The sequence below is a fragment of the Mesorhizobium sp. WSM1343 genome (genome assembly GCF_055901535.1).
On sequence record NZ_CM148370.1, the window covers coordinates 1,284,021 to 1,298,016 of the forward strand.

Annotated in this window: 14 protein-coding genes; 13 read left to right on the forward strand and 1 reads right to left on the reverse strand. The window is 64.6% G+C overall.

The window, feature by feature from the left end:
* The first annotated feature begins 3 nt into the window (after positions 1 to 3).
* From AC0NIL_RS06145 to AC0NIL_RS06155, 3 genes are all read left to right on the forward strand, one after another.
* The gene (locus AC0NIL_RS06145) at positions 4 to 1,290 is read left to right on the forward strand and encodes a glutamate-5-semialdehyde dehydrogenase (RefSeq protein ID WP_013529069.1); all 1,287 of its coding nucleotides are present in this window, start codon (positions 4 to 6) and stop codon (positions 1,288 to 1,290) included.
* 164 nt (positions 1,291 to 1,454) lie between these two features.
* Entirely contained in the window at positions 1,455 to 2,042 is a 588-nt protein-coding gene (locus tag AC0NIL_RS06150) for a nicotinate-nucleotide adenylyltransferase (protein ID WP_013529070.1), read from the forward strand.
* A 68-nt stretch (positions 2,043 to 2,110) separates the two neighbouring features.
* Positions 2,111 to 3,394 (forward strand): MFS transporter, encoded by a 1,284-nt coding sequence (locus AC0NIL_RS06155; protein WP_224618790.1) that lies wholly within the window; start codon positions 2,111 to 2,113, stop codon positions 3,392 to 3,394.
* Positions 3,395 to 3,403: 9 nt separating this feature from the next.
* Here the strand turns inward: AC0NIL_RS06155 and AC0NIL_RS06160 are convergent, their stop codons facing one another.
* The gene (locus AC0NIL_RS06160) at positions 3,404 to 4,255 is read right to left on the reverse strand and encodes a mechanosensitive ion channel family protein (protein WP_473572929.1); all 852 of its coding nucleotides are present in this window, start codon (positions 4,253 to 4,255) and stop codon (positions 3,404 to 3,406) included.
* A 242-nt stretch (positions 4,256 to 4,497) separates the two neighbouring features.
* On the opposite strand from AC0NIL_RS06160, the gene rsfS reads away from it, so the two are divergent.
* The 10 genes from rsfS to AC0NIL_RS06210 all read left to right on the forward strand — a co-directional run bounded on the left by rsfS (position 4,498) and on the right by AC0NIL_RS06210 (position 13,996).
* Positions 4,498 to 4,875, forward strand: a complete 378-nt coding sequence (rsfS, locus tag AC0NIL_RS06165; RefSeq protein ID WP_013529073.1) for a ribosome silencing factor — start codon at positions 4,498 to 4,500, stop codon at positions 4,873 to 4,875.
* A gap of 27 nt (positions 4,876 to 4,902) precedes the next feature.
* Positions 4,903 to 5,385, forward strand: a complete 483-nt coding sequence (gene rlmH, locus AC0NIL_RS06170; protein ID WP_013529074.1) for a 23S rRNA (pseudouridine(1915)-N(3))-methyltransferase RlmH — start codon at positions 4,903 to 4,905, stop codon at positions 5,383 to 5,385.
* A gap of 124 nt (positions 5,386 to 5,509) precedes the next feature.
* Positions 5,510 to 6,847 carry a murein hydrolase activator EnvC family protein gene (locus AC0NIL_RS06175; protein WP_024502880.1) on the forward strand — a complete coding sequence of 446 codons (1,338 nt, stop codon included), beginning with the start codon at positions 5,510 to 5,512 and terminating at the stop codon, positions 6,845 to 6,847.
* The gene (locus AC0NIL_RS06180) at positions 6,848 to 8,179 is read left to right on the forward strand and encodes a S41 family peptidase (RefSeq protein ID WP_024502881.1); all 1,332 of its coding nucleotides are present in this window, start codon (positions 6,848 to 6,850) and stop codon (positions 8,177 to 8,179) included.
* 212 nt (positions 8,180 to 8,391) lie between these two features.
* Positions 8,392 to 9,570, forward strand: coding sequence for a divergent polysaccharide deacetylase family protein (locus AC0NIL_RS06185; RefSeq protein ID WP_013529077.1), 1,179 nt, complete (start codon positions 8,392 to 8,394; stop codon positions 9,568 to 9,570).
* Positions 9,571 to 9,600: 30 nt separating this feature from the next.
* Positions 9,601 to 10,122, forward strand: coding sequence for an RNA pyrophosphohydrolase (locus AC0NIL_RS06190; protein WP_013529078.1), 522 nt, complete (start codon positions 9,601 to 9,603; stop codon positions 10,120 to 10,122).
* Between the two features lie 103 nt (positions 10,123 to 10,225).
* A complete protein-coding gene (alr, locus tag AC0NIL_RS06195) occupies positions 10,226 to 11,365 on the forward strand; it encodes an alanine racemase (protein ID WP_275954411.1) in 1,140 nt (379 codons plus the stop codon).
* Positions 11,366 to 11,639: 274 nt separating this feature from the next.
* The gene (gene rnk / locus AC0NIL_RS06200) at positions 11,640 to 12,062 is read left to right on the forward strand and encodes a nucleoside diphosphate kinase regulator (protein WP_275954410.1); all 423 of its coding nucleotides are present in this window, start codon (positions 11,640 to 11,642) and stop codon (positions 12,060 to 12,062) included.
* A gap of 2 nt (positions 12,063 to 12,064) precedes the next feature.
* A complete protein-coding gene (locus AC0NIL_RS06205) occupies positions 12,065 to 12,619 on the forward strand; it encodes a GreA/GreB family elongation factor (RefSeq protein ID WP_013529081.1) in 555 nt (184 codons plus the stop codon).
* 120 nt (positions 12,620 to 12,739) lie between these two features.
* The gene (locus tag AC0NIL_RS06210) at positions 12,740 to 13,996 is read left to right on the forward strand and encodes a D-amino acid dehydrogenase (protein ID WP_275954409.1); all 1,257 of its coding nucleotides are present in this window, start codon (positions 12,740 to 12,742) and stop codon (positions 13,994 to 13,996) included.

The window sequence follows — 13,996 nt, forward strand, 5'->3', positions numbered from 1 at the left end:
GCCATGCTGAAACTGCATGAAAAATCCGGGGATGACACTGTCGCGCTGATGGCCGATATCGGCCGGCGCGCCCGGGCTGCCGCCCGGCCGCTGGCCATTGCCACGACCGCCGCCAAGAACGCCGCACTGCTGGCCATGGCCGAGGCGATCGTGGCCCGTGAGCAGGACATTCTCGACGCCAACGCCATCGATGTTTCGAATGGTCATGAATCCGGGCTTTCCACCTCCTTCATGGACCGGCTGAAGCTCGATCCGGCGCGCATCCGCGCCATGGCCGACGGCATCCGCGAAATCGCCGCGCTGCGGGATCCGGTTGGCGACGTGATCGCGCAGTGGGACCGGCCGAACGGTCTGCATATCGAGCGCGTGCGCACGCCGCTCGGCGTCGTCGGCGTCATCTATGAGAGCCGCCCGAACGTCACCGCCGATGCCGGCGCGCTGTGCCTCAAGGCCGGCAATCCGGTGATCCTGCGCGGCGGTTCGGATTCGCTCAATTCCTCGGCCGCCATCCACGCCTGCCTGGTCGAAGGGCTGAAGCAAGCGGGCCTGCCGGAGGATGCCATCCAGCTGGTGCCGACCACCGACCGCGCCGCCGTCGGCGAGATGCTGAAGGGGTTGGGCGGCAACCTCGACGTCATTATCCCGCGCGGCGGCAAAAGCCTGGTCGGACGGGTGCAGGCCGAGGCGCGGGTCCCGGTCTTCGCGCATCTCGAAGGCATCTGCCATCTCTACATCGACCGTTCCGCCAAGCTCGATATGGCTGTCAGGATCGCCGTCAACGCCAAGATGCGGCGCACCGGCGTCTGCGGTGCCGCAGAGACGCTGCTGGTCGACCGGGCGGTTGCCTCCACGCATCTGGTGCCGATCCTTGATGCACTTCGCGCCGCCGGCTGCGAAATCCATGCCGATGCCGAGGTGCTGAAAGTGTTTTTCGACGCCAAGCCGGCGACCGATGCCGATTGGGTGACAGAATATCTCGATGCCATCATCGCGGTAAAACTGGTCGACGGTATCGGTGGTGCGATCGAGCATATCGAGACGTTTTCCTCGCATCACACCGAGGCGATCGTCGCCGAGGATGCGCAAGCCGTCGAGCGGTTTTTCAACGAGATCGATTCGGCGATCCTGCTGCACAACGCATCGACGCAGTTCGCCGACGGCGGCGAATTCGGCATGGGCGCCGAGATCGGCATCGCCACCGGCAAGATGCATGCGCGCGGACCGGTGGGCGTCGAACAGCTGACGTCGTTCAAATACCGTGTGCGCGGGTCGGGACAGGTGAGACCTTGAGCGCTGGTCTTACCCTTCCCCTTGTGGGGAGGGTGGCGAGCATAGCGAGCCGGGTGGGGGGAACGACGCTGAATTCCGCGATACCCCCACCCCGCTCCGCTTCGCGGATCGACCCTCCCCACAAGGGGGCGGGCAAGGAGGCTATCCCCTCCCACTATTTCAAAATGCCGCACGCCGAGAAAGGCCTCGCCGTCGGCCTGTTCGGCGGCTCGTTCAATCCGCCGCATGCCGGCCATGCGCTGGTCGCCGAGATCGCGCTCAGACGCCTGGCGCTCGACCAGTTGTGGTGGATGGTGACGCCGGGCAATCCGCTGAAGAACACCAGGGAGTTGGCGCCGCTGGGCGAACGGCTGCAGCTGTCGGAACAGATTGCCAAGAACCCGAAGATCAAGGTCACCGCTTTCGAAGCCGCCCATCACGTCCGCTACACCGCCGATACGCTGGCGCTGGTCAAGGCGCGCAATCCCGGTGTCGATTTCGTCTGGATCATGGGTGCCGACAGCCTGCGCGATTTCCATCGCTGGCAGCGCTGGCGCGAGATCGTCATGACCTTCCCGATCGCCGTCATCGACCGCCCGGGCGCGACGCTGTCGTTCCTGTCCTCGGTCGTCGCCAAGACCTTCGACTATGCCCGCATCGACGAGGGCGATGCGCCGCGGCTTGCCCGCATGAAGGCGCCGGCCTGGACCTTCATTCACGGCCCGCGCTCGTCGCTGTCATCGAGCGCGATCCGCAAGCTGGCGAAGGGGTGAGCCCGGCCGCCCGGCCATGTCGCTTTTATCGCTTCCTTTGCCCGTTTCATGGGCAATCCTGAGCAGGCATGTCGATTCCCAGGAAAAACCGCAGCGAAGCCGAGCAGGGCGCCGAGCCCACGCCGCTGATCGCGATTGCCAGCGTCATCGTGTCGATGGCGCTGATTGCCGTCGGCAACGGGCTGATGTTTGCCTACATCCCGGTCCGGCTTGGCGCCGAGGGTTTCGATCCGACCTGGGCCGGGCTGATCATCACCGGGCTTTCGGCCGGCGGGCTCGCCGGCTGTATCCTGACCGGACCGCTGGTGCGAAGGGTCGGCCATGCCCGTGCCTTCATGGTGTTGTCGGCGCTGATCGCGCTGGCCAACGCGGCTGTCGGCGCCGGGATCCTTCCGCTGCTGTGGATAGCCGCGCGCGCGCTCTACGGCTTTGCCATATGCGGCCTGTTCATCGTCGCGCAGAGCTGGCTGAACGATGCCGTTGCCAACGCGATCCGCGGCCGGGTGATGGCTTTCTTCTACGTCGCCTATGTCGCCGGGCTCGGCGTCGGCTACGCGACGTTGGCGCTGGTCGATATCAGGACAGCGGATGCGCCGCTGATCGGCATCGTCTTCACCGCGCTGTCGATCCTCCCTGTCGGGATGACCAAACTTGCCCAGCCGCCGGCGCCGCAGGCGGCCTCGGTGGCGCTGCGCCGTGCCTGGCGGGTTTCACCGGTCGGCGTCGCCGGCATGCTTGCCGTCGGCGGCCTGTCCATGTCGATTGCTGGCTTCGCGCCGATCCACGCCACGGCCAAGGGCTACAGCCAGGCCGACGTGGCGCTGCTGCTTTCGGCGATGCCTCTCGGCACGCTGATCCTGCAGATCCCGCTTGGCTGGATTTCCGACCGAACCGACCGCCGCTATGTGCTGATCGCCGCATCCGCGCTCGCCATGGTCGCCGGCCTGTTTGCACTCGGGTTCGATGGCGGCGCGCTGGCCGCGTTGGTTGTGATCTACATCGTGTGGGACGGCGCTTCGGAATCGATCTATTCGCTGGCCAGCGCGCACGCCGCCGACCGCGCCGGCAAGGACGACATGGTGGCGCTGTCCAGTTCGCTTTTGTTTGCCTGGTCGCTGTCGGGCTTCGTCGTGCCCGGCATCGTGACGGCGCTGTCGGCCGTCTTCGGAACGCAGGCTTTCATCTATGTGGCTGTTCTCATCGCCGCAGCCTTCTGCCTGTTCGTGCTTTTGCGTGTGTTCACGACGCGTGCGGTCCCGGTCGGCGAAACCGGCAGTTTCGCACCGATGACGGCGCAGGCGCCGTTGCCGGTCGAACTCGCCTTCGCACCGGACGATGAGGGCCGGCACTGAGCCACCCGACTATTGTCGACGGGCTTCCGGCGACGGGGCTTCCGGTGGCGGCAGCGGGATCGATATGCCTTCGCTATCGAATTCCTGCTTGGCGCGCTTGGTGAGATCGGTCTGGGTGGCGAAGAAGTCCGCCGACGATGTCCAGTAGCGCAAGGCAATCGAAACGGTGCTATCGCCCAATGTCGCGACGAAAGCGATCGGTGCCGGCTCACGCTTGACCCGCCGTTCGGCGGCGGCAATGGCAAGCAATGTCTTTTGAGCGCGGTCGATGTCGTTCCAGGAGCCGATGCTCAGCGTGATGTCGCTGCGGCGCACCCCATTGCGCGAAAAGTTGCGCACCGGCTGGTTCCACAGCGTCGAGTTGGGCGCCAATATGTAGACCCCGTCGGCCGTCCTGAGCTTGGTTGCGAACAGGCCGATCTCCTCGATCGTACCGGCAATCGAACCGACCTCGACGGACTCGCAGATGCGAAACGGCCGCAGTGCCAGAAGCATGATGCCGGCCGCGATGTTCTGCAGCGTGCCTTGCAACGCCAGGCCGATGGCGAGGCCAATGGCACCGATCGCGGCAATGATCGAGGCCGTCTGCACGCCGAACTGGCCGAGCACCATGATGGTGACGAGGATCAGGATGGCATAGCGGACGATCTTCGAGAAGAAATGCCGCAACGTCGCGTCGAAACCATGGATATGGCCGAGACCGGCGAAGATCGAACGTTCGGCAAGGCCGGCGACGATATAACCGACGATCAAGAGGATAACGGCACCGATGGCCGAGAAGGAGTAGGAAACAATCAGCGTGCTCAGTTGGGCGAGGCCAGCCTGGACGCTGAGGAAGGCGTTTTGCGGGTCGATCGGCATGGGGGAAATCCGGTTGGTCGGTGAGCCGATAACCCATGCCGACGGCGAGGGTTCCGATCTTTTCCGGTGTGCGGCGGAACCACAGGAGCGACAATACGTTCGTGCGAGGCAGGGTCCCGTCTTGAAACTGTCAGGGAACTCTGCCTATCTAAGTGGTGTCACCTGCTTCAAGGGGTGATTTGGTTGTTCTTGCTGCGAAAGGAAATACACTGAGAACAGCACTGCGGAAGAAGGCCGATATCATGCCTTCGCCGGCCAGGATCAGCGTAGACGACGCCGTGTCCCGCGCCATCAAGACAGTCCTTGCCAGTCTGGAAGACTCCAAGGCCGAAAATATTGTCTCCATCGACATCCAGGGGAAATCGAGCCTCGGCGACTATATGGTCGTCGCTTCGGGCCGATCGCACCGTCATGTCGCGGCTGTCGCCGATCATCTTCTCAAAGCGATCAAGGATGCCGGTCTCGGCACCGCGCGCGTCGAGGGGCTGTCCGGCGCCGACTGGGTCCTGATCGATTCTGGCGACATCATCGTCCATGTCTTCCGCCCCGAAGTCCGCGAATTCTACAATCTCGAAAAGATGTGGCAGGCGCCGGACCTCGAGGAAGAAACGCTCCACTAAGTCGTTCGCGCGGCTTACAAGGCAAGGATGAAGATATCAGTTCATGCCGTGGGCCGGATGAAAGCCGGCCCCGAGAAGCTGCTGGCCGACCGCTATTTCGAGCGCTTCGCCAAGAGCGGCCCGGCGGTGGGGCTTGAATTTGGCGGCATTGCCGAAATAGCCGAGGGGCGCGGCCAGACTGCCAACGAGCGCCGGCGTGAGGAAGGCCAGAAACTGCAGACGCAGTTGCAGCCCGGCACCGCCCTGATCCTGCTCGACGAACGCGGCAAAAGCTTTTCCTCGGAAGATTTCGCCGGGCGCCTCGGCCTGTTGCGTGACGGTGGCCGCAAGGCGCTGATCATCGCCATCGGCGGCGCCGACGGCCACGATCAGTCGCTGCGCGACCAGGCCGAACTGGTGATGTCGTTCGGATTGCTGACATGGCCGCATCAACTGGTGCGCGTGATGCTGGGAGAGCAGCTTTATCGTGTGGCCACTATCCTTTCGGGACATCCCTACCATCGCTCGTAAGCCGGTGAATTGGTGCGACACACCCGGATTTCCGCCCCAATGCCAACGTAACATTGCATCGAGTGGGCGGTTTCGAACATGGTTGATTGTTCGTTAACGAAGCCACGCATAGAGTCGGGCTTCAATGTCTGAAGACAGAAAATCAAGAACGGGCTCATGGCGCGCGCGCTGCGGCATCGCGGCGGCGGTGCTTGTGCTGTCGCTGCATGCGGGGCGGGCGGAAAACACGCTCGACCTGGCTCCCGATCCGGACCAGAGCCGGGCCGAATATGAACGGGTCTCGAAGGAGATCACGCTGTCGTCCGAACGATTGGCCAAGCTCTCCGCCGACATCGCGACGATCAAGAAGGATCACGCCTCGATCACCGCCGCATTGATTCAGTCGGCGATGACCGAGCAGAAGCTCGGCCAGGACATCGAGGACATCGGCGCCAGGCTGGAAGGGTTGAAGGGCCAGGAACAGAAGATCCGCGCCTCGCTGATGGCGCGGCGCGACGTTCTGGCCGAAGTGCTGGGCGCGCTGCAGCGCATGGGCCTCAACCCGCCGCCGGCGATCCTGGTCAAGCCCGAGGACGCGCTGTCGTCGGTGCGCAGCGCCATCCTGCTCGGCGCGGTTGTGCCGGAACTGCGCCAGCAGACCGATAGCCTGCTTGCCGATCTCAAGGAACAGACCAGGATTACGGCGTCGATCGAGGCCGAACGGGCGCGGCTGACGGCGGCGGTCGGCGACCAGACGGCGGAAAAGAAGCGGCTCGGCATGCTGCTGGAGGCCAAGCAGAAGCTCGAAGCCGACACGCAAACGCAAATGGCCGCGGAAAAGCAGCGATCCGAGGCGCTGGCGGCCAAGGCCGGCAGCCTGAAAGAGTTGATCGCCTCGCTCGAAGCGCAGGCCGACAAGAGCCGCAAGGCCGCCGATGCCGCCAAGGCCGCTGAGCAGAAGACGGCGGATGGCGACAAGACATCCGCGCCGGCGGAACTGGCGTCGCTGCCCGTTCCGGAAAGCAACCAACTTGCCGCCGCGGTGCCCTTTTCGGCGCTGCAGGGACAGATCGCACTGCCGGTGACCGGCCGCATCAAGCGGCGATTCGGCGCCGACGACGGTAACGGCGCGGTGATGCTAGGCGACATGGTTGCGACACAATCGGGAGCCATCGTTACCGCGCCGGCGGATGGAAATGTGCTTTATGCGGGGCCGTTTCGCTCTTATGGTCAACTCTTGATCCTGAACGCAGGCGACGGCTATCATGTCGTTTTGGCGGGGATGAGCAGAATCAGCGTCGCGACCGGTCAATCAGTGCTTGCAGGAGAGCCGATCGGTGCGATGGGAGAGGCCCGGGTGGCGAGCACCTCGGTTTCGAAGAATGGAAATGCCACGCCGGAACTCTATGTCGAGTTCCGCAAGGATGGAAAACCCGTCGATCCGGCCCCATGGTGGGCGGACCGTTTTTCTGGAAGGACGTGAATAATGCGGAAACTGTCGCTTCTGTTTGCCGGTGCGCTGATGGGCGCGTCCGCCATGAGCCTGGTCTATGGCGCACCCGGCTCGGCGGCGAACGCTGCAGGGTCGGAGACCTACAAGCAACTGGCGATCTTCGGCGATATCTTCGAGCGCGTGCGGGCACAGTATGTGACGCCGCCCGACGACAAGTCGCTGGTCGAGAATGCCATCAACGGCATGCTGGCTTCGCTTGACCCGCACTCCTCCTACATGAATGCCGAGCAGGCGCAGGATATGCGCGTCCAGACCAAGGGCGAGTTCGGCGGCCTCGGCATCGAAGTCACCATGGAGAACGATCTGGTCAAGGTGATCACGCCGATCGACGACACGCCGGCCGCCAAGGCAGGCGTGCTGGCCGGCGACTACATCGCCAAGATCGACGGCGAAGAGGTTCGCGGCCTGACCCTCAACGATGCGGTCGACAAGATGCGCGGCCTGGTCAACACGCCGATCAAGCTGACCATCCTGCGCCAGGGCGCCGACAAGCCGATCGAACTGACGGTCGTGCGCGACATCATCAAGGTCAAGGCGGTCAAGTTCCGGGTCGAGAACGACATCGGCTACATGAAGATCACCTCCTTCACCGAAAAGACCTATGACGACCTCGAGAACGCCATCGACACCATCAAGAAGCAGATTCCCGACGACAAGCTGAAGGGCTATGTTCTGGATCTCCGCCTCAATCCGGGTGGCCTGCTCGACCAGGCGGTGAGCGTGTCCGATGCCTTCCTCAACCGCGGCGAGATCGTCTCGACGCGCGGCCGCGACCCCAAGGACGTCACCCGCTTCGACGCCAAGCCCAAGCAGGTCGACGACATCAACGGCAAGCCGATGATCGTCCTGGTCAATGGCGGTTCGGCCAGTGCCTCGGAAATCGTCGCCGGCGCGCTGCAGGACCTGCGCCGCGTCACGGTGGTCGGCACGCAGTCCTTCGGCAAGGGTTCGGTGCAGACCATCATTCCGCTCGGCGAGAATGGTGCGCTCAGGCTGACGACGGCGCTCTATTACACGCCGTCCGGCAAGTCGATCCAGGGCAAGGGCATCACGCCCGACATCAAGGTCGAACAGCCACTGCCGCCGGAACTGCAGGGCAGGGATCTGACGCGTGGCGAATCCGATCTCAAGGGCCATATCAAGGGCGCCGACGAGAGCACGACGGGTTCGGGCTCTGCGGCCTATGTGCCACCGGATCCGAAGGACGATCTGCAGCTCATCTATGCCGAGCAGCTGCTGCGCGGTCAGAAGACCGATCCGTCCTTCCCGCCCAATCCGCAAAAGGCGGTTCTCAACCAGTAGGCATCTGGAGCGGCGCACGCGCCGCTCCATCTTTCTGTTTGAGCATGATGGAAGCAATGCGATGCTGCCGGGACCGAAAGGTTCCGGCAGTTTGATTCGGGGGCGAGGCAAAGCTCCCAAGGCATGGCGTGGGGGTGCGCCGGGATTGATGAATTCGCGCATGCCGTTTCGAAGTGGCTTCGCCTTCGGAGCCATGCGCCCGGGGATTACGCTTGACTGATATCGGCAAGGACATCGAACGCCCGCTCGGACAGGCAGTCCGGCCGCCGCGCGCCGCCGGCAAGCTCAGCGGCGGTGCGATCATGGCGACAGTGGCCGTGCTGGTGGTGGCAGGCATCTCCGGCGCGATCGCGCTCAGGGAAAAGCCGTTTCGTAAGCCGCAAGAGGTTGCCGTTTCAACGCCGAAAGTGACCGCTGCGGCCGAACCTGCCGCCGCGCCGCCTGCATTGGCCCCGGCGGCACCGAAGCCGGAGGCGCCGGTCAAATCAGGTGGGCCGCAGATCATCCATGTGCAGACGGAGGAGGGCGATGGGCCGCCCAAGGCAGCGATCGTCATTCGCGACCCGTCGACCGTCGGCCAGAACCTGAAGGTCGCGCATATTCCAGACAAGGCGCTGATCGAGGCCAGCGAGACCGGGCCGTTGCCGGTGCGCGCCGCCGATGGCAGGCGGCCGTTCGACGTCTATGCGCGGCCCTGGTCGGGCGGGCGCGGCGCACGGGTGGCGATCGTCATCGGCGGGCTTTCGGTTTCGCAGACCGGCACCCAGGCGGCCATCGCCAAACTGCCGGCGGAAGTGACGCTGGCCTTCGCGCCGCAAGGCAACAGCATCGGCCGCTGGATGCAGGCAGCCAGGCAGAGCGGCCACGAGATCGTCATGCAGGTGCCGCTCGAACCGTTCGATTATCCCAAGGTCAATCCGGGACGCAACACGCTGACGGTGGCGGCGAGCGCGGACGAGAACCTGAAGAGCCTGCACTGGGCGCTGTCGCGGACGACCAACTATACCGGCGTCATGAACTATATGGGCGCCCGCTTTTCCGCTGACGCGGCGGCGATGGAGCCGTTCATCGCCGAGCTCGGCAAACGCGGCCTCGCCTATATCGATGACGGCTCGTCGGCGCGCAGTCTGGCGCCGGATCTGGCGCTGAAAGACGGCGTGCCCTTCGTCGCCGGCGACATGGCGATTGATGCCGTGCAGGATCGCGGCGAAATCCTGAAGAAGCTCGACAGCCTGGAGGCGACCGCGCGGGCCAAAGGCACTGCCGTCGGCATCGGTTCGGCCTTCGACCTGACGGTCGATACCGTGTCATCCTGGGTGGTCGAGGCCAAGAAGCGCGGCATCGAGATCGTGCCGATTTCAGCGGTGGCTATCGATCCGCAAAAAGGCTAGCCCTCGGAAGACGGCTGGAAAGAGTGACTGATGCCAAAGACGAACAAAATCGACCGCGAAACGCTGCCTTATCGACCCTGCGTCGGGCTGATGATCCTCAATGCCGAGGGCCTGGTCTGGGTCGGGCACCGCATTGCCGAACCGGACAGCGAATTTGCCGGCACGACGCAGCTCTGGCAGATGCCACAAGGCGGCATCGACGAGGGCGAGGAGCCCCTGCAGGCGGCCGAGCGCGAGCTCTATGAGGAGACCGGCATGCGCGGCGTCTCGCTACTGGCCGAGGCGCCGGACTGGATCAACTATGATTTGCCGGAGCATCTCGTCGGCATCGCCTTCAAGGGCCGGTATCGCGGCCAGACGCAGAAATGGTTCGCCTTTCGCTTCCACGGCGATGTCAGCGAGATCCAGATCAATCCGCCGCCGGGTGGCCACACCGCCGAGTTCGACAAATGGGCATGGCGGCCGATGCAGGACCTTCCTGACCTGATCGTGCCGTTCAAGCGCCATGTCTATGAGGATGTGGTGGCGGCGTTCCGGCATCTGGTGCGATAGTAGGGGAGTAGGGGAGTAGGGGAGTAGGGTTGAATGTTCTGTTGCGGTCCGCGCCAATTTCTACTGACTACTGACTAACCCATCCACCACAAGAACGGTCGCCATGAACGACGCCCTCCAAAAATCGCCGCCAGAAGAGGTCACCGCCACAAGCGAAGTGGCGGCTGGGGCCATCCTCACCATCGATCTCGGTGCAATCCGTGAAAACTACCGGCGGCTGAAGGCGCGGTTGGGCGATGTTGCCTGCGCTGGTGTGCTCAAGGCGGACGGCTACGGCCTTGGCGCCGGCCAGGTCGGGGCGGCACTGCTGCGCGAAGGCTGCGATGTCTTCTTCGTTGCGCTTCTGGGCGAAGGCGTCGCCCTGCGCCGCTCGCTTGGGGCCGGCACTGCCATTTTCGTGTTGAACGGCATTCCGCCCGGTGCCGAGCCGGACGCCGTGGCAGCAAACCTTTGCGCTGTTATCAACAGCCCCGAGCAACTGGCAGCCTGGCGTTCTGCGGCCCGCCGCGCCGGCCGAAAACTGCCGGCCGCGGTCCAGGTCGACAGCGGCATGTCGCGGCTCGGCATGGCGCCCCGGGATGTGGAGCGCGTTGCCGCCGATCCGCAGGCCTTCGACGGCATCGACATCAGGTTCGTGATGAGCCATCTGGCCTGCGCCGACGAGCCGGAGCACCCGGCCAATGAGCTGCAGCGACTGGCATTCGAGCAGCTGCGCAAGATGCTGCCGGCGGCACCGGCCTCGCTGGCCAATTCCTCCGGCATCTTTCTTGGGGAGCGCTTTCACTACGATCTCGCCCGCCCCGGTGCCGCGCTCTACGGCATCAATCCGACGCCGCCAAAGCCCAATCCGATGCTGCCGGTGGTGCGGTTGCAGGCAAAGGTGGCACAGACGCGAAGCGTCGAAAAAGGCGCCGGCGTCGGCTATGGCCACACCTATCATGCGCAAGGCCCGCTCAGGCTGGCGACGATTTCGTTCGGCTACGCTGATGGCTGGCAACGCCGCGCCGCGTCCGCCGCCTGGTTCGAGGGCGTGCGGCTACCTTTCGTCGGGCGGGTGTCGATGGATTCGATCATTCTCGACATTTCCGCCCTGCCGGGCGGCAGGCTGCGCGAGGGTGATCTGGTCGAACTGCTCGGTCCCTCGCAAAGCGTCGATGACGCCGCCGGCCATGCCGGCACCATCGGCTACGAGATCCTGACCAGCCTCGGCCCGCGCTTCTACCGGCGCTATGTCGGCGGTTGAGCGGTTTGGCCGCGCTTGACAAGCGGACGCCTGTCGGCAAGGCTCCATGCATGAGCAACCCAGCTTATATCAGAACCTTGTTCAGGGTCTGCCCGATCGCGGGATCGTAGCCCCGGCGCGGTCGCCTTTTGGCGTCCGTCCGAACCGGGGCATTTCTACCTGACATTATCATTCCCGAGCCAGACAGCTTCGCGGCTGCCGGTTTTTCATCAAGCCACCGTTTGCGCGGCGGCAGGCGCGCGTCTGTTCGATGCGCCAAGTCATGAGGTTTGCCATGCAACATGCAACAGGATTGCGTCCACCGAGCCGGCTTCTGGTCACCGATGCCGACCATCATAGGCTGACGGGCCTGGCGCGGGCGTCGCTCGACCGCGTGCCCGAGACGGCCGAAGAATTGCTTTCGGAGATGGACCGTGCCGTTATCACGGCAGCGGCTTCCATGCCGGCCAATGTGGTGCGGATGGGTTCGGCGGTGACAATCCGCAACGATGGCGGCAACATCCAGCGCGTCACGCTGGTCTATCCCGGCGAAGCAGACATCAGTGAAAACAGGATCTCGGTGCTGACGCCGATGGGGACGGCGCTCATCGGCGCGACCGCTGGGCAGACGGTGTGCTGGAGCAGCCGTGGCGGCCGGGAACTGTCGGCGACCATCGAAGTGGTCGATACGCCGGCCTGCGGGCGGGAGGGGGCCTGATCATGGAGACGGTGATGACAGGCGCGAATTTCCAGCTGACGACAAAGGACTTCGCCGTCCTCGAAATCATGTTGGAGCGTCGGCGGGCTTTCGCGGATCCGATTGTTCCAATGCTTGAAGACAAGCTTTCCAAGGCCGAGGTCGTCGCGATCGATTCGGTCGGATCCGATATCGTGACGCTGAACAGCAGGCTGGTGTTCCGTGTCGATGCCGGCCCCGCCCAGACCCGGACCCTGGTGCAGAACGAGGTGCGCGGCCCGGTCGGCTCCAGCCTGTCGATCATGACAAGGCGGGGGCTTTGCATGCTCGGCATGGCCGAGGGCCAGACTGCATGGATCGAACAGGCCGACGGCAGGCGGGAGTCGGTCCTGATCGCGACCGTGCTCTACCAGCCGGAGGCCGCGCGGCGTGCCGTCAGGGAGAAATCCCAGGCCGAGGCGCGACGGCCGCATGGGCTCACCCTTGTCTACAGCGCCGCAGCCGATTGGCGGCCCCTTGGCGAAAGGGCCGGAATGCGGCAGACAGGGGATGACGACCCCGGTCCTGCGGCGGCGTGAACAGGCAACACTGCATGATCTCGAAAATCGGCATCGATTTTCGCCGGGGATCATGCGCAAATCGGAAATGCGCCGCGTCCAGGCGTCCTCAAGGGCGTGCGACGCGGCAAGGAGTGAACGATGAAGATCATGGTGCTGGGCGGCGGCGTCGTCGGAGTGACCACGGCGTACTTTCTCGCCGAGGCCGGCCACGAGGTGACGGTTCTCGACCGCCAGAAAGGCCCGGCGCTGGAAACCAGCTTCGCCAATGCCGGCGAAATTTCGCCCGGCTACGCCTCGCCCTGGGCCGGGCCCGGCATTCCGCTGAAGGCGATCAAATGGCTGCTGATGAAGCATGGCCCGCTGGTGGTGCGGCCGGCCTTCGATCCGCATATGTGGACATGGCTCATCAAGATGCTGCGCAACTGCACGGCCGAGCGCTATGCGATCAACAAGGCGCGCATGGTGCCGCTGGCCGAATACAGCCGCGATACGCTCAAGGCGCTGCGCGAAGCGACCGGCATCGCCTATGACGAGCGGACCCAGGGCACGCTGCAGCTGTTCCGGACGCAAAAGCAGCTTGACGGCACCGGCGGCGATGTCGAGGTGCTGAAGAAGTATGGCGTGCCTTACGAGATCCTCGACCAGGACGGTTGCATCGCGGCTGAGCCTGGCCTTGCCGGGGTGCGCGAAAAGTTCGTCGGCGGCCTCAGGCTGCCGCACGACGAGACCGGCGACTGCAAGATGTTCACCGACAGGCTGGCCGAGCTTTGCGTGGCGCGCGGCGTCAAGTTCGAGTACGACGTGACGATCTGGCGCGTCATCCGCAGCCGCAACCGCATTGCCAATCTCAGCACCAGCAAGGGCTGGAAGACCGCCGACGCCTATGTGATGGCGCTGGGCAGTTATTCGGCGGGTTTCATGCGCCGGGTGAAGCGGCCGATCCCGGTCTATCCGGTCAAGGGCTATTCGATCACCGTGCCGATCAAGGACGCCGCCGCGGCACCGGTCTCGACGGTGATGGACGAGACCTACAAGGTGGCGATCACCCGGCTTGGCGACCGCATCCGGGTTGGCGGCACGGCCGAGATTTCCGGCTTCGACCTCAGGCTGCACGAATCGCGGCGGCGCACGCTGGAACACTCGGTCGGCGATCTCTTTCCGGGCGCCGGCGCCATGCGGGACGCGACGTTCTGGTGCGGGCTGCGGCCGATGACGCCGGATGGCCCGCCGCTGATCGGCCGCACCGAGCTTTCCAATCTCTATCTCAACACCGGCCACGGCACGCTCGGCTGGACCATGGCTTGCGGCTCGGGCAAGGTGCTGGCCGACATCATCTCCAACCGGGTGCCTGACATCGACGTCCGCGACCTCGCGCAGGAGCGCTATCTGCGCTAG

Bases quoted from the DNA above. Each gene is read 5' to 3' on its own strand.
- AC0NIL_RS06205 (WP_013529081.1), top strand. From the start codon at position 12,065: ATGGAGACGGTGATGACAGGCGCGAATTTCCAGCTGACGACAAAGGAC.
- AC0NIL_RS06155 (WP_224618790.1), top strand. From the start codon at position 2,111: ATGTCGATTCCCAGGAAAAACCGCAGCGAAGCCGAGCAGGGCGCCGAG.
- AC0NIL_RS06210 (WP_275954409.1), top strand. From the start codon at position 12,740: ATGAAGATCATGGTGCTGGGCGGCGGCGTCGTCGGAGTGACCACGGCG.
- AC0NIL_RS06150 (WP_013529070.1), top strand. From the start codon at position 1,455: ATGCCGCACGCCGAGAAAGGCCTCGCCGTCGGCCTGTTCGGCGGCTCG.
- AC0NIL_RS06190 (WP_013529078.1), top strand. From the start codon at position 9,601: ATGCCAAAGACGAACAAAATCGACCGCGAAACGCTGCCTTATCGACCC.
- rsfS (WP_013529073.1), top strand. From the start codon at position 4,498: ATGCCTTCGCCGGCCAGGATCAGCGTAGACGACGCCGTGTCCCGCGCC.
- rlmH (WP_013529074.1), top strand. From the start codon at position 4,903: ATGAAGATATCAGTTCATGCCGTGGGCCGGATGAAAGCCGGCCCCGAG.
- rnk (WP_275954410.1), top strand. From the start codon at position 11,640: ATGCAACATGCAACAGGATTGCGTCCACCGAGCCGGCTTCTGGTCACC.
- AC0NIL_RS06145 (WP_013529069.1), top strand. From the start codon at position 4: ATGCTGAAACTGCATGAAAAATCCGGGGATGACACTGTCGCGCTGATG.
- AC0NIL_RS06160 (WP_473572929.1), bottom strand. From the start codon at position 4,255: ATGCCGATCGACCCGCAAAACGCCTTCCTCAGCGTCCAGGCTGGCCTC.
- alr (WP_275954411.1), top strand. From the start codon at position 10,226: ATGAACGACGCCCTCCAAAAATCGCCGCCAGAAGAGGTCACCGCCACA.
- AC0NIL_RS06175 (WP_024502880.1), top strand. From the start codon at position 5,510: ATGTCTGAAGACAGAAAATCAAGAACGGGCTCATGGCGCGCGCGCTGC.